The sequence below is a fragment of the Coriobacteriaceae bacterium genome, from assembly GCA_025757745.1.
Lineage (GTDB): Bacteria > Actinomycetota > Coriobacteriia > Coriobacteriales > Coriobacteriaceae > Collinsella.
The window spans coordinates 1405764-1422598 of sequence record CP107217.1; the positions used below are offsets into that span (position 1 = coordinate 1405764).

A 16835-nucleotide genomic window follows, 5' to 3' on the forward strand; every position below is an offset into this window, starting at 1 on the left:
CATGTCCTCGACCTTTGGCAACGTTTTGCACTTAAGCATCTTCGGCCAATCGCACTCCCCTGCTATCGGCTGCTCGCTCGACGGTGTCCCCGCGGGCATCGCTGTGGACCAGGAGACGCTGCAGGCCTTTTTGGACCGTCGCGCCCCCGGCCGCGACGAGACCGCAACCAAGCGCCGTGAGGCCGACGCCGCGCATATCATAGCCGGTGTGGTCGACGGACACACCACTGGCGCACCCATCGCAGCAATTATCGAAAACACCAACACGCGCTCCAAGGACTATTCCGAGCTGCGCCGCAAGCCCCGTCCCGGGCACGCAGATTTTCCGGCGCGCGTGAAGTACCACAACATGCACGACGTCGCCGGAGGCGGACACTTCTCCGGCCGCCTGACAGCCCCCTTGTGCATCGCGGGCGGCATCGCGCTGCAGGCGCTCGAGGCCCGCGGCATTAACGTGATGGCGCACGTGGCGCAGATCGGTGGCATCTCCGATCTGCCCATGGACGACATGGTCTATCGCGAGGCCGACCGCAAGGCGATTCTTACGAACGACCTGCCGTGCATTGACGCCGCCGCTGCCGGTCGCATGCGCGAGGAAATCCTGGCCGCGCGCGACGAGCTCGACAGCATCGGCGGCATCGTGGAGTGCGGCATCTACGGGCTTCCCGCGGGCATCGGCGACCCCATGTTCGACGGCATCGAGAACCGCATCGCGCAGATCGCGTTTGGCATTCCCGCCGTGAAGGGCGTGGAGTTTGGCATGGGCTTTGCCGTGGCCGCCATGCGCGGCAGCGAGAACAACGATCCGTATCGTATTGATGCCGAGACCGGCGAGATTGCGGTCGAGTCCAACAACGCCGGCGGCATCCTGGGCGGCATCTCCACCGGCGCACCCGTCATGTGGCGTATGGCCGTGAAGCCGACGCCCTCCATCGGTCGCGAGCAGCAGACCGTGGACATGGACGCCATGGAAAACACCGAGCTCTCGGTCCACGGCCGCCACGATCCCTGCATCGTCCCCCGAGCCGTCCCCGTAGCCGAAGCAGCCGCCGCCCTCGCCATCTGGGACGCCCTCCTCGAGGACGCAGCCCAGCGCTAACTACCCACCCCTCAACATCCCCCGACACGTGAAAGGGGCCTCCATGGACCTTGCTGACATCCGCCAGGCCATCGATGACATCGACACCACGCTCCTCAACAGCTTTGTCGAGCGCATGGATATTGCCACCGAGGTCGCCAAATCAAAGATCAAGATGGGCAAGGCCGTCTTTGACCCCGCCCGCGAGCGCTCCAAACTCAACAACCTCGCCAGCCGCGCACCCGAGCGCTACGAGGCCCAGACCATCGCCCTGTTCCGCCTCCTCATGAGCATGAGCAAGGCCGAGCAGCAGCGCTACATCAACGAGCTCAAGGGCATCACGGTGTCGCAAAAGGCCCATGCCACGGCCGCAGCCTTTGACACACCCTTCCCCCAGACGGCCACCGTCGCCTGCCAGGGCGTCGAAGGCGCCTACAGCCAGATCGCCGCATGCAAGCTCTTCGACGTGCCCGATATCGCCTTCTTTGAGACCTTTGAGGGCGTTATGCGCGCCGTACGCGACGGCTTTTGCGAGTTTGGCGTGCTGCCCATCGAAAACTCAACTGCCGGATCGGTCAACGCCGTCTACGACCTGCTTGCACAGTTCGACTTCCACATCGTGCGCTCGTTGCGCCTTAAAATCGATCACAACTTACTCGTCAAACCCGGCACCAAACTCCAGGACGTTCGCGAGGTCTACAGCCACGGCCAAGCCATTGCCCAGTGCGCCGGCTTTATCGAGGGCCACGGACTGCATGCCACCAAGTACCCCAACACCGCTATGTCGGCCGAGATGGTCGCCAACTCCGAGCGCACCGATGTCGCCGCCATCGCCTCGCGCAGCTGTGCCGAGCTGTATGGCCTCGAGGTGCTGGAGCCCAACATCCAGGACTCGGACAACAACTACACGCGCTTCGTCGTCATCAGTCGCGAACCGCGCGTCTATCCCGGTGCCAACCGTACCTCGCTCATGATCACCACGGCCAATGAGCCGGGCGCGCTTTATCGCGTACTCGAGCGCTTCTACGCCCTCAACATCAACCTCATCAAGCTCGAGAGCCGCCCCATCCCCGGGCACGACTTTGAGTTTATGTTCTACTTTGACCTGGACTGCCCCTTTGGCAGCAAGGCCCTCGACGACTTGCTCGACTCAATCGACGACGTGTGCGAGAGCTTCACCTACTTTGGCAGCTATACGGAGGTGCTCTAGATGACCGATACCGCCGCAACCCGCCCCTACGGCGTACTGGGCCGCGTGCTGGGCCACAGCTACACCCCGACCATCTACAAAGAGCTCGCTGGGCTCGAGTACGTGCGTTTTGAGCGCGAGCCCGAGGATCTCGAGGCTTTTATGACGGGCGATGAATGGGAAGGCACCAACGTGACCATCCCCTACAAGCGTGCCGTCATGGAATACCTGGACGAGCTGAGCCCGCTGGCCGAGCGCATGGGCAACGTCAACACCATCACGCGCCTGCCCGATGGCCGCCTGCGCGGCGACAACACCGACTACTTTGGTTTTCAGTGTCTGGTCGAGGAGCTGGGCGTTGAAGTTGCCGACAAGAAGGTCCTTGTGCTCGGCGCCACCGGTGGCGCAGGTACCACTGCCAGCATGGTGCTCGGCGATCTGGGCGCCATCGTCGTACCCGTGGGTCGCACGAGCGAGGTCAATTACGACAACATCGCGCAGCAATCCGATGCCGCGCTGCTCGTCAACTGCACGCCTGCCGGCATGTTCCCCCACTGCCCCGACGCTCCCTGCACGCTCGAAGGCCTCGATGCGCTCGAGGGCGTCATCGACATTGTCTACAACCCCGCCCGCACGGGTCTGATGCTCGAGGCCGAGGGCCGCGGCATCCCCTGCATCGGCGGCCTGCTCATGCTTGTGGCACAAGCAGCACGGGCTGTTGAGCGCTACACCGGCAAAGCCACCCCGCGCGAGCGCATCCTGGACGTAACGGAGCGCCTGTCTCACCGCGAGCAGAACATCGCCCTGATTGGCATGCCAGGTTCGGGCAAGACCCGCGTGGGCGAGCAGATCGCCCAGCTCACGGACCGCGAGCACATCGACCTCGATCGCGCCCTCGAGGAGCGCCTGGGCATGCCCTGCGCCGACTTTATCGTCGAGCGCGGCGAGGCGGCCTTCCGCGAGCAGGAGACGGCGGCGCTAGCCGACATCTCCAAGCGCAGTGGCCTGGTGCTCTCCACCGGCGGCGGCGTGGTCACGCGCGATGAAAACTATCCGCTGCTGCACCAGAACAGCCAAATCGTGATGCTTAACCGCAAGCTCGACGAACTCGCTCATAAGGGACGCCCCATCACTGCCCGCGATGGCATCGAAAAGCTCGCCGAGCAGCGCATGCCGCGCTACCGCGCCTGGGCCGACCACATCATCGACTCGCGCGACTGCGCCGCCAACACCGCCCGCGCCGTCCTCGACACCCTCCCACCCGCTCTCTAACAAAAACCACCACAAAGGGGACAGGCACCTTTGTGGTGGTTTTTCGTTCCGCCTCACCGCCCGACCAACCGCAAAGGAAGCAACCATGAAAGCACTCGTCATCAACGGTCCCAACCTCAACATGCTCGGCATTCGTGAGCCGGGCATCTACGGCAGCGACAACTACGACCGCCTGGTCCAGATCTGCCAGGAGGCAGGCGCTGCACAGGGTTTTGACGAGGTCGAGGTCTTCCAGTCCAACCACGAGGGCAGCATCGTCGACAAGATTCAGGAGGCCTACGGAAAGGTCGACGGCATCGTTATCAACCCGGCAGCTTACACACACACCAGCGTGGCGATCCTCGACGCCCTCAAAGCCGTCGCCATCCCCGCCGTCGAGGTCCACCTCAGCGCCGTCGAGAAGCGAGAGGACTTCCGCCAGGTAAGCTATGCACGCCTAGCGTGCTTTGCCACCATCACCGGCGAGGGCCTGCAGGGCTACGCGCATGCGCTGGAGCTGCTGAGGGAACGTCTGCTACACTAATCTTTGAGACAAATGAGCCGGTGACGTTTGCCCTGAATCATTTGTAACTGTTCGATTGACATACAAAGGAGCATATCCATGTCCCAGTACGATTACCTTGTCGTCGGTGCCGGCCTTTCGGGCGCCGTCTTTGCCAATGCCGCCAAGCGCGCCGGCAAGTCGGTCCTGGTCATCGACCGCCGCGACCACATCGCCGGCAACGTCTACACCGAGGACGTCGAGGGCATCCAGGTCCACCGCTACGGCGCACATATCTTCCACACCTCCATGAAGGACGTCTGGAACTACGTCAACCGCTTCGCCGAGTTCAACAACTACGTCAACTCGCCGGTCGCCAACTTCCACGGCAACATGTACAACATGCCCTTCAACATGAACACCTTCGCCAAGATGTGGCCGGGCGTCGTCACGCCGGCAGACGCCAAGGCCAAGATCGCCGAGCAGGTGGCCGCCGAGAACATCGGCGAGCCGCAGAACCTTGAGGAGCAGGCGCTGTCGCTCGTCGGCCGCGACATCTTCGAGACGCTCGTGAAGGGCTACACCGAGAAGCAGTGGGGCCGTGATTGCAAGGACCTGCCCGCGAGCATCATCAAGCGCCTCCCCTGCCGCTTTACCTACGACAACAACTACTTCAACGACCGCTACCAGGGCATCCCCATGGGCGGCTACACCAAGATGGTCGCCAACATGCTCGAGGGCGTCGAGGTGCGCTGCGGCGTGGAGTACAAGGAGCTGATCGCCGCCGAGCCCGATATCGCCGCCAAGACGATCTACTGCGGCCCCATCGACGCGTTCTACGACTTTAAGCTGGGCACGCTGGAGTACCGCAGCCTGCGCTTTGAGACCGAGACGCTCGACGAGCAGGACCACCAGGGCGTGGCCGTGGTCAACTATACCGAGCGCGAGATCCCCTATACCCGCATTATCGAGCACAAGCACTTTGAGTTCGGCACGCAGGACAAGACCGTCATCACGCGCGAGTACCCGGCGGACTGGAAGCCCGGCGACGAGCCCTACTACCCCATCAACGACGCCAAGAACGAGGCCCTGTACAAGCAGTACGAGGAGCTGGCGGCGCAGGAGGGCGACGTGATCTTTGCCGGTCGCCTGGGCGGCTACAAGTACTACGACATGGACAAGGCCATCGCCGCGGCCTTCGAGCTCGTCCGCAACGAGCTTGGCGTGGAGCCCACGGAGGCGTAGGGGCGCAGCAGGCCAAAGCAGACAGCCTTAATTGCAAAAGCAGTAAGCCCGGTACAGCAATCGCTGTGCCGGGCTAATTTTGTGAAGCAATCAAAGTGCGCTACTTATTTTCAAGAAAACAGGGCCGCAAGTCATCCCCATGTCTTGCGGCCCTGTTTAGACAATACCAAGATTCAATATATGCCAAGCCTGAATTCAGAGTCTTAAATACAAGAATTGCGGCGCTGCTTTGCCTTGCAGACGGACTGATGATGCACGGGATTGGTCCTACTGAGCAAGCCTGCTTTTTACTTCTGTTGTAGAGATTCCGGGGGTTCGGTTCAAGTAGACAACATCGCAGATATCTTTTAGCGATTCGAAACGAGGGTCGCCAGCCCAATCCCCTCCCATACAAACAATATCGGCATGGTATATTTCGACGTCGCGCGTCTTCTGATTCCAATCATTTTCGGGAATGACCAAGTCAACATAGCGTAGAGCCTCAAGCATCTCGCGCCGAACTTCATAGGAGTAAAAGCTGGTCTTTCCTTTGAGTGCATTAAATTCATCAGTTGACAACCCTACGATTAAATAATCGCCAAGCTTGGAAGCCTGCTGAAGGAGACGAATGTGTCCATAATGCAGTAGGTCGAATGTTCCATAGGTAAGCACTCGTTTTAAGGAATGATGACCCTCCGCACCGACTAAACCAGTTTCAAACAAATCGGGGTTTGCTTCAATCCGAACAGAGGAAAGTGCGCCCATCAGCCGCTCCAAAAAGAAGAGCCGCCACATTGACGGCTCGGTAAATACGAGGTGCTCCATGGCGGATTCGAACCGTCGACCTTGGGATTAGAAGTCCCCTGCTCTATCCAACTGAGCTAATGGAGCATAAAGTCGCGTATCCAAGCAAGTGCAAGTTCACGCGGCTAATAAATTATAGCCTACTTGAACTGGTCGTGGTACGCCTTGCAGACCTCATCCACGGGGCCATCCATGCGCAGGTCGCCCTTCTCGATCCATACGGCACGCTGGCAAATGCGCTCAACCTGCTCCATGGAGTGAGAAACGAACAGAACTGTGACGTCGCCGCTCTCAATAAAGTGCTGAATGCGACGCTCACACTTCTGCTGGAAAAAGACATCGCCAACAGAAAGCGTCTCATCGACGATAAGGATATCGGGCTCGGTAATCGTGGCGATGGCAAAGGCGATACGCGCAACCATACCCGAAGAAAAGTTCTTCAGAGGCATATCAACGAAGTCTTTGAGCTCAGCGAATTCAATAATCTCGTCAAAACTAGCATCGATAAACTCTTTGGTGTAACCAAGTAGCGCACCGTTAAGGTAGATGTTCTCACGCGCGGTAAGCTCGGGGTCAAAGCCGGCGCCAAGCTCAATCAACGGCGCAATATTGCCGTGGACCTTGACCTCACCCTCGCTCGGCTCTAAAACGCCAGCGATAATCTTGAGCATCGTAGACTTACCGGAACCGTTAGTACCAACAAGGCCAACAACCTCGCCGCGATGCACGTCAAACGAAATGTGCTTAAGCGCACGGAACTCCTCAAAGAACAGCTCGTGCTTAGCAAGCTTAATAAAGTACTCCTTAAGGTTTGTAAGCGACTCAGACGCCATGTTAAAGATCATGGTGACGTCTTTGACCTCAACAGCAAGGGGCTGCTTGCTGTAATCAATAGCAGATACAGTCATAAACAGCACTCCTTAGATGTAGAGAATGAACTTGTGCTCGGTTTTGTGGAACACGGTATAGCCAATGGCAAGAGCAAAAACAGCCCAAGCAACGCACAGACCAAACGTAAGTGCAGAAGGCATGGTATTAAACAGGAAGATATCGCGCATAAACTGTAGATAGTTGTACATGGGATTCACAACCACCAGGACCTGAATCCAGTGAGCCATCTTGCCAATGAAGTCGGTCGTCCAGAAAATCGGCGTCAAATACATCCAAGCAGTAATGACAACACTCCACAGATGCATAACATCGCGGAAGAAGACCGCCAACGCCGAAAGCATCAAGCCCAAACCCATACAAAAGCACATGAGCAAAAGGAGGCAAACCGGCAACAGGATTAAATGCCAAGTAGGAACTACATGGAACCAGAGCATGACCAAAGCGACGGCAACCAGAGAGAAAGCGAAGTTAACAAGCGAGAACAACACCTTCTGCACCGGGAATACCCAGCGATGCACCTTGACCTTCTTTAGCAGTGAGGAAGCCCAAATGATGGACATAAGCGCTTGGTTCGTCGACTCGGACATGACGGAAAACGTCACGTTACCGACGATCAAATAAAGTGGATACATCTCAGGCGTGATGGAGCCATTACGACCTTGGGCAAAGATAGTCGAAAACACGATCGACATGACAATCATCATCAACAAAGGATTAAGCACGGACCAAGCTACGCCCAAAACGCTGCGACGATACTTAATCTTAAAATCCTTGGTAACCAACTGCCTGAGGATAAATTTGTCCTTCTCATAATCATTTTTAGCGTGAGAGGCCGGTTTAGCCACCGCTTTCTGACTCTCAAGATTGTCAGCCACGGACCATCTCCTTGTCTCGCAAAACATAACAGTGGAAAGTATAGCCCTCCCGCGTAGACGATAACTCACCGCAACAAATCTGGAGAACTAACCCATATCTAATCAAAGGGATAGGTGATGGTTATACTTTCGACCAGTTGAGTCATTAAAGGAGGTCCTATATGGACTATTCGAATATCGCCGTCATTATCCCTTGCTACAACGAAGCATTAACGATCGGCAAAGTTGTCGATGATTTTCACCGCGAATTGCCAGACGCAACAGTATACGTTTACGACAACAATTCCGCCGACAATACGGCACAGATAGCCAAGCAGCACGGGGCCACAGTGCGACATGAACCAAGGCAGGGCAAAGGCAACGTCTGCCGCCAAATGTTTCGCGATATCGACGCCGAGTGCTACTTGATGGTTGATGGAGACGACACGTACCCCGCCGAAGCCGCCAAATCGCTCTGTGAGCCCATCCTTAATGGCGAGGCAGACATGACCGTCGGCGATCGTCTCTCTAATGGCACCTATGCAGAAGAGAACAAAAGAGCATTTCACGGGTTCGGAAACAATCTTGTTCGCGCCATGATCAAGTGGATTTACGGCTATAGCTTCGACGACGTCATGACCGGCTACCGAGCCATGAGCAAGCCTTTCGTAAAGACCTTCCCCGTCTTGAGTGAAGGCTTCCAAATCGAAACCGAGCTCTCCATTCATGCCGTCGACCACCGCTGGCGCATAAAAGATGTGCCGGTGGAGTATCGCGATAGACCCGCAGGCTCCGAGTCCAAGCTCAACACAGTTAGCGACGGCATTAAGGTAATCGCAATGATCGGAACACTCTTTAAGGACTATCGTCCGCTCAAATTCTTTAGTCTTATTGCATTCATCTTTGCCATCATAGGTCTCACTCTCGGAATCCCAATTATTGCGGAGTACTTCCAAACCGGCTTAGTCCCCCGCTTCCCCACAGCCATGCTCGCGGTCTCATTCATGTTTCTGTGCGGGCTGAGCCTGGCAACCGGCCTCATCCTCGACTCAATAGCAAAAGTTGAGAAAAAGCAATGGGAACTGCAGGTGTATAGCAAAACAGAATGCAATCACTAGCGAGGCAACAAATTAAAGGGCGGTATATATATATTTTGTTTAGCATTTAACCATGCTATCCACCGCTTAGTGGGAGCCGGGCTCCACTCATCCAGATTTAATCAGTCGTCGCAAAACCATCGAACTACGTAGGCTATATTAAACAGAACTCTATTCTCAACACGAAGGATACAGAATGGGCATCCTGTCACGCATCGCCGACCATCTTCCCGCATCAAAGCGAGCAATTAGAGATCTTCGCTCAGATGTCAATGAACTCTATGAACTCAACCGATCCATCAATGCGAGGATCGAGCAGGCCGACAACGGTATTAACGACAACCTGAATTTTAGGGCCGAGTGGCTTAAAAGTGATAACGACGGCGTTTCGATGAGAATCGAAACGATGCTTTGGCAGCTTTACCGAAACGACAACGAAGATCTGCAAGACGCAAAGAAGCGTTTTTTCGCGTCGCTTCCGGAAGCCAACGGCGGGCTCAGGGCAATGCAGCTCGGATGTGCAAAGCTGCTTGGAGAGTTTGACTCATTATGTAAAGACAACGGTCTTCAATACTGGATTGCATTCGGAACGCTTCTTGGAGCAATCCGACACCAGGGCTTTATTCCTTGGGATGATGATAGCGATCTCGGCATGATGCGATCGGAGATTGACAGACTTATCGATATTGTCAGCGATGACGAACGGTATCGAATCTCAATCGTTTACGATGTCTGGAACTTCTGTAAGCAAGTTCGTTTTATGTACGCAGACATTAATAATCCCTGCTTTTTAGACTTGTTCATATTTGAAGAGAGCGGCAACGCCGATAAAAAGACGTTTGAAAAACAGCTAGAACTAAGAATGAAAATGATAGCTGAGATGAAAGACGCCCCCTACTACAGCGAATGGAAGGAAAAGGAATTCATTCCAGCATCCGATCCGCTTACAACCCAAATAGAAGAAACGTTTGCAAAATACCGCTCGATTGAAATCGATCAAGGAATAATAGATGCGCAGGCAACCAATGGAATGCTTTGGGGTATCGAGAATATCTACATTTTGTCTGAGTATCAATGGGCATGTTCAAAACAGGATGTATTCCCAACACAAACTATTTCTTTTGAACAGATTCCCTGCCAGGCACCGAATAATCTCAGAAAGTTCACCGAAGACGTATATGGAGATATCTACCGAGTGCCGAAAGATATTTCGACACACCGCGAACACATCAATAAAGAAAACCTTCGCGCACTAGAAGATCAAGAGTCATAGGATCCAATTATCAATGGGGTCGATATTTAATTAATAATACCGACCCCATAATTAAATTCAGCAAGAAGTTAACAGCCGCGCTATTAGACAACCCAATAACGCGGCTCAATCTTAATCACCAGAAACTCAACGAACAGAACGCGGACAAGTAACATCCATTAACGAAAGCGTCGAATCAGGGAAACCATCTTAAACATAACCCTATGTCGCCTTGTCCCAACTGGAAACAACGTCCGTTTTAATCCAAGCGGTCGGTATTCCGCAAGCATAACTAAAAGTGACTCATACGCATCCATACACCTGGCCAAACGCCAATAATCACGACAAAGTGCATTCGCCGGTTCAGAGAATGGAGTCGTATCCGATGAATAGAGCAACAATCCACTCTCATCGGAGGCCTTATACTCCTTTGCCGTGCACTCGTTGGCCCACATGCCAACTTCTTCAAAGGACACCACGGGCATACTGCTCGAATTCGGGATAAAGCTGAAATTTAGTTTGCGCATCATAAGGCTTCGAACCGCAAATACGCTTAGCGGGAAGCAGAAAGCATCTTTAGCGCTGCCCGGTTTCTTTTTATGCGACTGATACTTTTGAAACTCTTTAGCCAAATCGCCTCTTGGATCGATGCCCAGCTCAGATGCACAGGCACAGTACAACTCATATGGCTCAGGACAGATAGTAGAAAGCTGAGACAAATCAACTATAAGAGCGGACGCCTCGCTCATCTCCCAGCCACCTGCAGCAGCAAGATATAAGTCGCGCAAACGAGACGAAACGGGCTTATTAAGCTCTTTCTCGAGGAAAACGCTCTTTATAGCAGCGAGTGAATATACTGAACCTTCAATAATTACGGCTGGGTCTTTTTTAAAGAAAGCACACCCCTCAACCCAAAGAACTCGATGATGACTAGTCGAATCGGCATCCATGATGCGAGGAAGCATAAAAGGAAGGACAATATGCGCTTCAGCGGCATCCATAGAACCAAAGAGGTCGTTGGGTCCAACTACCGGGAAAGTTGCTTGTCTAATTTCAAGATTCTCCGGAATAGCCTCGAGTATGTTAAGGCAATTGGCAAAGTTAAACTGACAATTATGAATTAGAAGCAATCGATACTTTCGAGTCTCGTCAAGCTGACGAATTAAGCTCTCCAGCGCGACGGAAAATTTAATAGGCGTCGATTCCGCATAGCGCCATACGATATCAACCGTTTGGCTATCGACTACAGCAGCGTCAATCGGAGCAGGCGTCTCTTCAAAGAAAACAAGCGGACGCTCAGCGATCTTAATCCCCCTCTTAGAGATATGAGAAACGAATACGCTGTATAGGATCTCGCCCAAATAGCCACAAATACGTTTGTGAGTAGTCGTCTTGTTCTCATAGTCGTATTCAAAGTCAAACTGCTGAAGAATCGAAAACTCAAATGCACAGAGTTCATCGAAGAGGGTCTTCTTCATCACGAAGCAGTTATAGCCCAGATACTTGGAACCGTTAAGATATGCGACAAGCTCGTCTACATAATCAGGCTGAGCAATCTTGCAAATATCAACCATATGGTCTAGCTCGGCTTGAGTAACAAGGCCATAAGCACACATATGGTCCCTTATAGTTTTTTTAGGGCCGCAAGGGGTGGGAACTCCCCTCACGTCCCAATAAGGAGCACGTACAAGGTCGACCTTCTCGACACAGTCCCTAATCAAAGACTCGTTTGCTAGCTGATACTTTTTAATTGACAGTGGAGACAAACAGTCATCCTCAATCTGAGCATGATCGTTCGACTCATATTTCTTCTCATCAAAATTGAAAAAACGGCGGTAATGGCATTGGCCAACATAATCTGCCTCTAAGTTTTTCCAAGCCCAATACTGACCGCTCATTTCACAAAAAGTGAAATTCCGATCGGAGATATTCTCGCCGCAATCATCGCGCTGGCATCCAGGAATAGTCTCCTTACCCAAAGAGCCGACATGAACAGGTAGATACAGGTCGGAACAAGGAATGCAGACGGGCTTATGACACGAAACTAGAATCTTGATGTTGGGTTTAGACATATATCCCCCGGCTACGCCTTAAGTTTAAATTGGTCGCGATGATTGGCGTGGTACTCAACCATCGTCTTTGTTTGCGCGCCACCGTAACCAAGATGGCCCACAACAATGTTTTCATTTACAACCATCACTCGCCCAGTAAAGCATGCATAGTTGCAAATATGTTCCTCATCATCTCCAAGGCCATATGGACCTCCGACAAAGGTCAACGGGAAATGCCCAAACTCATTCCATGCATCGCGCGTGAACAGAATGGCACCGATGCTATAGCGAATCGGGCAAATTGAATACTGGAAACCTTCATTTTCAATCGAGAAGCGCTCTGTAAGCGCATCGATATCGCGCAATACAGGCTGAGACTCGCCCCACATATAAAGAGCAACCTTAGGGTCAGAAATGACCTGACGATTGTGGTGCAAGCCATCAGAATACTTCATATCCGTGAGTCCAGTTTGCCTGAAATCATCAAGAAGATTCAATTTATCAAGCAAGCGAAGGTGCCCATAGCAACTTACATTAATTAAAGGAGAGACAAACGCTGGCTTGTAAAGAGTATTTGACTCAAGCTCCTTGTAGGTATCAAGCATTGCCTCAAAAAAGCCCTTGGTCAGAAACATATCCTCATCGAGCTTATAAATCCACTTAGCCTTCGGATGGCATTCAATGGCAATGTTCTGAACAACAGAAAGATGGTTAACAGAAGTCGACAGATAGGACCAATCGTGATCAGCAGCAATTTGCTTAAGCTCTTCGTTCACAAGCCCGCTGGTCATTACGCACACATCAACATCGGAAGGCACATATGCCGCTATACGCCCAAAAACGTCTTCCCATAATGTTGGCTTATATCCAGCGAGAATAATGCAGAGCTTGTCGCTGCCCTTACTCCGATCGATAAAGTCATGAGTTCCGGATTGAATGGCCTGCACGGCCTCGTCGCCCCTAAGATCGCGACGAGCTTTTAAGAATGCCTTACCAAACTTATTTGAGTTAATGGCATCATAAACAGTGTTTTTAAGAGACATGCACTACTCCTACAAATCAGTACCATGAAAAATAATAAGCCACCCGCTTATCGACGAGTGGCTTATCGCGAAGCTCTAAAAATGAATAGAAACTGAACTTTGCCTCAAAGACTATTAAGAGGCTGCTTTGACTAAAACGAAAAGACTAATTAACTAAAAGTAGAATAGTCTATCTCATAAAGTCGCATATCGTCTTCCGACATAAGAAGCTTGAGCCCCGGAGTCGAATCTTTGATCGAATTAATGCCTTGCCATTTGTCCCAAGTATAGTAACCGTAGTAGCAACGCTCGTCGTTGATCTCACCACCATAGTCCAAATTAAGAATGTACTTAATACCATTCTCTTTAAGTACGCGTTGAACATCTCCATTTGTAGCAAGCTTGTCGAGATGCAACCTCAGCGTTTGGTTATCACTCGTCTCATTACCAAGCATCTCTGCAGCAGACCGACGGTAAAGAAGGTTTAAATCGTATAAAGGATATGCGAAAGAGCTGCCGTCATCTGCATTGTTATATATCAACCCATCATCATTTTCGAGAAACTCAGCTACACGCTTACAAAAAAGTCGCTCTCTGGGATCAAACAAGTTGTCGCGCTTCGAATCATTCGAAAGCACTGAACAGGTGTGATAATCACCCAAACCCGTGTATACACGTCCAAATCCGGGTAAATCAAAATCATTAATATAAAGGGCACACCAAATGAAAATAAGACATACAGCACAGGCTAAGAACTTCGCCCAAAGTTCGTATCCAAGTCTGTCAAATACCTTCACAGCAAGCGAAAAGAAAGTCGCAAGGCCAGCAGCAGCCAAAGGAATTGCCATAAGACCGGCACATGCGCCCAAACGGTACGGATCGGTATACCAAAAACCCGCAAGAAAGTGCTTTATAAAACCCGAAGATGATGCTCCGACTATATAAATGGCGGCAGCAATCAGATATGAGAAACAAAGCCACGAGCACTCGTTGTTCCGAAGCAAGACAAAGAAACCAATTGCCACGAATATAGCAAGAAGATAATTACCAGCCGGAAGTCGAAAAGAAAGCGACAGAACATTAACTATGGCCTGTAAATGCGAGGCGGTTATACCCCAAGTAAAAGAAACGGTGTTACTTAAAGCTGGATTAATAAAACAGACGATCCAAATAACCAGAATAAACAAAGAGGGAATCGCGAGGGAGATTAATCTCACAGAAAGAGACACGACAGAATCCTCATGTTGTTTCTTTCGAATATACCAACTCGAAAACAGCAAAACAACATAAGGCGCAAGAAGGACAGCCATTGTAAATACTGCATTTGGATGAGAAAAATAAAGCGTAAGTACGCCAACTAAAAACGCAAAGACATAACTCAGGGTGAACTGCTTCGTGCATCCACTGAAGAAATTAATAAATATGGCTGCACAAGCCGGTACGAACATGAGGCCCAAAGTGTTAGGGAACAAAGGGCCCGACACTGAAATTAAAGTACCCCAGGGAAAGCTATTAAATGCGAACAGAATCAGCGCCCCCGCAATAACAACACCAAGGTCATCGCGAAATACAGTTTTTAAAAACAACAACACGCTTGACGGAAAAACGAAAAGCACCATTACATAATTAGTAACGTTAGCCGCAAACGCAACATCCTGTCCAGAAAAGCTTGCGACAAGAGCAGCAAGCAAATGCCAAGCCGCAGGATAAAAGCCGTTAGCAATTGAAAGAATAGAGCTAGACGGCACATCATGATATAGACCGACATTGAAAGTCGAAAAATCACCGACATCTAAAAAAGATCGAATAACTGCGAGATGAAATGAGTTATCAGAATCTTGAATGAAAGATGATGGCCCGTCCAGTGGAAGTAGAAAAAATTTCGTTGCAACAACAAAAGCTACGCCACAGTACAGAAACAGAATGAGCCAATTTGAATGACCAAAAAAGGACTCTGTCATAGCAGCTTTTCGAGAGCAATCGATTAATTTGCAAGACAAGAATATTGCAGCAAGAATAAAACAGATAAGACACAGGTTCACCCAAGTGGCGAATATTCCAAGCTTTGAAATAACAATACTCACTATTTCAAGCAAGGCGATTGAAAACAACGGTGCGATTAAGATCGAATCAAGTCGACAGAATCGCATCATGCGTGAAAGCGTAAAACCTGGAACCTCTAAGAGAAGCAAGAGAAATAGTGAGGAGATAAAGAAAGGTATCCACATAAAAATTTACCAGCCTAGCAATGCATACGTTAGACGACACGTTTTCATGATTAGAGTCAACGAGAAAGACAGTTTGGCTTACCGAATATAAAACGAAACACTCGTTATTAATAAGACAATACTAAGAATCATCGCTATCAAGCGCAATTGACTGGGCCAGGCCATTAATGCGCTCCTCCTGCTTCGAAAGGCGAAGACAATTCGAAAAGTCCCTTACCACGAGGACGGCAATAACATAAAGAAATACAAAATTTGAAGCTGACACAAAGCCAAGTTCAGAAGAAATAAAAAGCGCTATCTCAGGAAAAATGCCAAATATCACAAAGCTAAAGCTGAATAAAAGCCAGAACATGGAATCAAGAACCCGCATCTGGGACCTCTTCAATTTGCGGATAACGAAAAAGAACACCAGGGCAGCAAAAAAAATCAGCAGCGCCCGCAATGTAAGAGTCATTTTCTATCACCTAAACCATTGAACTACTAGCAGCGTAGCAAACACTCGAAGCATATACTGAATCGACTTGACTGGATTTAAATAGCTTTCGCCACCTTGGCGCTCACGCATTGATACTTGAACCTCGGAAACCAGGTACCCCTGCTTTAAAAACAACGCGATTGATTCTGGCTCAGGATTGAGAGTGTTGTCGTAATAGTATTCTTTGAGTACAGAACTACTAAATAACCTAAAACCTGATGTGGGATCACTGATACGACGACCGGTCAACATCTTGATTAACACGGTAATCATTCGCGAACCTATCATACGCATCGATTTGTCTTTGCGAACAGTTAGGAACCTCGAGCCAATAACAATATCGGAACCAGATGTTTCGGCTTTCTCAACTAAAGCAGCTATATATTCCGGTCGATGTTGCCCATCTGCATCAAACTGAATCATATAGTCGTAACCATGATCGATGGCATATCGAGCCGCAGTCTGAAAACCAACGGTCAGCCCGCAGTTAATTGGCATTGTAATAACCTTACAGTTCAACGAACCACAAATCTCACCCGTTCGATCGCGTGAACCATCATTGATAATAATGAAATCAAACCCTGAAGCAACCGAACGGAGCTCATTAACCGTGCTTTCAATGCACTCCTCTTCATTATATGCAGGAATCGCAATAAGCACATTCGATTTAGACGACAATCGAACACCATTCTCTCGTGACAAATCAATAGAACCTGAACATCCATTCAATATATCTCATGAGAAACCAAGTCATACGATAATTATAAAAAGGTGGAGGCTGCATTGCACCGACGAAAGGATGCACACGGACACCCGCATAGTAGACATCATCTCTTCGCCTCACTTACATATGCCAGGCTAGAATCAAAGAGATTCCGAACAAGCACTCAAAGATGGCTACAGGGTGGCCATCCGAG

The 16835-nt window shown here is 50.9% G+C and carries 15 protein-coding genes and 1 tRNA gene; 7 read left to right on the top strand and 9 right to left on the bottom strand.

Annotation, left to right across the window (positions count from 1 at the left end; all coding sequences use genetic code 11):
• The first annotated feature begins 1 nt into the window (after window position 1).
• From aroC to glf, 5 genes are all read left to right on the top strand, one after another.
• Window positions 2-1099 carry a chorismate synthase gene (aroC, locus tag OGM60_06065; protein ID UYI98462.1) on the top strand — a complete coding sequence of 366 codons (1098 nt, stop codon included), beginning with the start codon at window positions 2-4 and terminating at the stop codon, window positions 1097-1099.
• A 43-nt stretch (window positions 1100-1142) separates the two neighbouring features.
• Window positions 1143-2288 (top strand): prephenate dehydratase, encoded by a 1146-nt coding sequence (pheA, locus tag OGM60_06070; GenBank protein ID UYI98463.1) that lies wholly within the window; start codon window positions 1143-1145, stop codon window positions 2286-2288.
• On the top strand, window positions 2289-3539 hold the full coding sequence (locus OGM60_06075) for a hypothetical protein (protein ID UYI98464.1): 1251 nt from the start codon (window positions 2289-2291) through the stop codon (window positions 3537-3539).
• A gap of 85 nt (window positions 3540-3624) precedes the next feature.
• A complete protein-coding gene (gene aroQ / locus OGM60_06080; GenBank protein ID UYI98465.1) occupies window positions 3625-4062 on the top strand; it encodes a type II 3-dehydroquinate dehydratase in 438 nt (145 codons plus the stop codon).
• A 78-nt stretch (window positions 4063-4140) separates the two neighbouring features.
• Window positions 4141-5265: a UDP-galactopyranose mutase gene (gene glf, locus OGM60_06085; protein UYI98466.1), complete on the top strand. Its 1125-nt coding sequence runs from the start codon at window positions 4141-4143 to the stop codon at window positions 5263-5265.
• Between the two features lie 267 nt (window positions 5266-5532).
• Here the strand turns inward: glf and OGM60_06090 are convergent, their stop codons facing one another.
• From OGM60_06090 to OGM60_06105, 4 genes are all read right to left on the bottom strand, one after another.
• Window positions 5533-6009, bottom strand: a complete 477-nt coding sequence (locus tag OGM60_06090) for an adenylyltransferase/cytidyltransferase family protein (GenBank protein ID UYI98467.1) — start codon at window positions 6007-6009, stop codon at window positions 5533-5535.
• Between the two features lie 52 nt (window positions 6010-6061).
• Window positions 6062-6135, bottom strand: a tRNA-Arg gene (locus OGM60_06095).
• A gap of 53 nt (window positions 6136-6188) precedes the next feature.
• Window positions 6189-6956 carry an ABC transporter ATP-binding protein gene (locus OGM60_06100; protein ID UYI98468.1) on the bottom strand — a complete coding sequence of 256 codons (768 nt, stop codon included), beginning with the start codon at window positions 6954-6956 and terminating at the stop codon, window positions 6189-6191.
• Window positions 6957-6968: 12 nt separating this feature from the next.
• Window positions 6969-7814, bottom strand: coding sequence for an ABC transporter permease (locus OGM60_06105; GenBank protein UYI98469.1), 846 nt, complete (start codon window positions 7812-7814; stop codon window positions 6969-6971).
• Between the two features lie 161 nt (window positions 7815-7975).
• On the opposite strand from OGM60_06105, the gene OGM60_06110 reads away from it, so the two are divergent.
• Window positions 7976-8911 carry a glycosyltransferase family 2 protein gene (locus OGM60_06110; protein UYI98470.1) on the top strand — a complete coding sequence of 312 codons (936 nt, stop codon included), beginning with the start codon at window positions 7976-7978 and terminating at the stop codon, window positions 8909-8911.
• 175 nt (window positions 8912-9086) lie between these two features.
• Window positions 9087-10163, top strand: a complete 1077-nt coding sequence (locus tag OGM60_06115) for a LicD family protein (GenBank protein ID UYI98471.1) — start codon at window positions 9087-9089, stop codon at window positions 10161-10163.
• 158 nt (window positions 10164-10321) lie between these two features.
• Here the strand turns inward: OGM60_06115 and OGM60_06120 are convergent, their stop codons facing one another.
• The 5 genes from OGM60_06120 to OGM60_06140 all read right to left on the bottom strand — a co-directional run bounded on the left by OGM60_06120 (window position 10322) and on the right by OGM60_06140 (window position 16596).
• Window positions 10322-12214, bottom strand: a complete 1893-nt coding sequence (locus OGM60_06120; GenBank protein UYI98472.1) for a DUF4422 domain-containing protein — start codon at window positions 12212-12214, stop codon at window positions 10322-10324.
• A gap of 11 nt (window positions 12215-12225) precedes the next feature.
• Entirely contained in the window at window positions 12226-13236 is a 1011-nt protein-coding gene (locus tag OGM60_06125; protein ID UYI98473.1) for a hypothetical protein, read from the bottom strand.
• Between the two features lie 149 nt (window positions 13237-13385).
• Window positions 13386-15176: a hypothetical protein gene (locus OGM60_06130; protein ID UYI98474.1), complete on the bottom strand. Its 1791-nt coding sequence runs from the start codon at window positions 15174-15176 to the stop codon at window positions 13386-13388.
• A 388-nt stretch (window positions 15177-15564) separates the two neighbouring features.
• A complete protein-coding gene (locus tag OGM60_06135; protein UYI98475.1) occupies window positions 15565-15897 on the bottom strand; it encodes a DUF2304 domain-containing protein in 333 nt (110 codons plus the stop codon).
• A 6-nt stretch (window positions 15898-15903) separates the two neighbouring features.
• Complete coding sequence (locus OGM60_06140; protein UYI98476.1) at window positions 15904-16596, bottom strand: glycosyltransferase family 2 protein; 693 nt, start codon at window positions 16594-16596, stop codon at window positions 15904-15906.
• Between the last annotated feature and the right edge of the window lie 239 nt (window positions 16597-16835).

What these genes read in the sequence shown, in the direction of transcription:
- glf (UYI98466.1), top strand. Translation starts at nt 4,141, where the DNA reads ATGTCCCAGTACGATTACCTTGTCGTCGGTGCCGGCCTTTCGGGCGCC.
- OGM60_06090 (UYI98467.1), bottom strand. Translation starts at nt 6,009, where the DNA reads ATGGGCGCACTTTCCTCTGTTCGGATTGAAGCAAACCCCGATTTGTTT.
- OGM60_06100 (UYI98468.1), bottom strand. Translation starts at nt 6,956, where the DNA reads ATGACTGTATCTGCTATTGATTACAGCAAGCAGCCCCTTGCTGTTGAG.
- OGM60_06125 (UYI98473.1), bottom strand. Translation starts at nt 13,236, where the DNA reads ATGTCTCTTAAAAACACTGTTTATGATGCCATTAACTCAAATAAGTTT.
- aroC (UYI98462.1), top strand. Translation starts at nt 2, where the DNA reads ATGTCCTCGACCTTTGGCAACGTTTTGCACTTAAGCATCTTCGGCCAA.
- OGM60_06110 (UYI98470.1), top strand. Translation starts at nt 7,976, where the DNA reads ATGGACTATTCGAATATCGCCGTCATTATCCCTTGCTACAACGAAGCA.
- OGM60_06075 (UYI98464.1), top strand. Translation starts at nt 2,289, where the DNA reads ATGACCGATACCGCCGCAACCCGCCCCTACGGCGTACTGGGCCGCGTG.
- OGM60_06130 (UYI98474.1), bottom strand. Translation starts at nt 15,176, where the DNA reads ATGACAGAGTCCTTTTTTGGTCATTCAAATTGGCTCATTCTGTTTCTG.
- OGM60_06135 (UYI98475.1), bottom strand. Translation starts at nt 15,897, where the DNA reads ATGACTCTTACATTGCGGGCGCTGCTGATTTTTTTTGCTGCCCTGGTG.
- pheA (UYI98463.1), top strand. Translation starts at nt 1,143, where the DNA reads ATGGACCTTGCTGACATCCGCCAGGCCATCGATGACATCGACACCACG.
- OGM60_06115 (UYI98471.1), top strand. Translation starts at nt 9,087, where the DNA reads ATGGGCATCCTGTCACGCATCGCCGACCATCTTCCCGCATCAAAGCGA.
- OGM60_06120 (UYI98472.1), bottom strand. Translation starts at nt 12,214, where the DNA reads ATGTCTAAACCCAACATCAAGATTCTAGTTTCGTGTCATAAGCCCGTC.
- aroQ (UYI98465.1), top strand. Translation starts at nt 3,625, where the DNA reads ATGAAAGCACTCGTCATCAACGGTCCCAACCTCAACATGCTCGGCATT.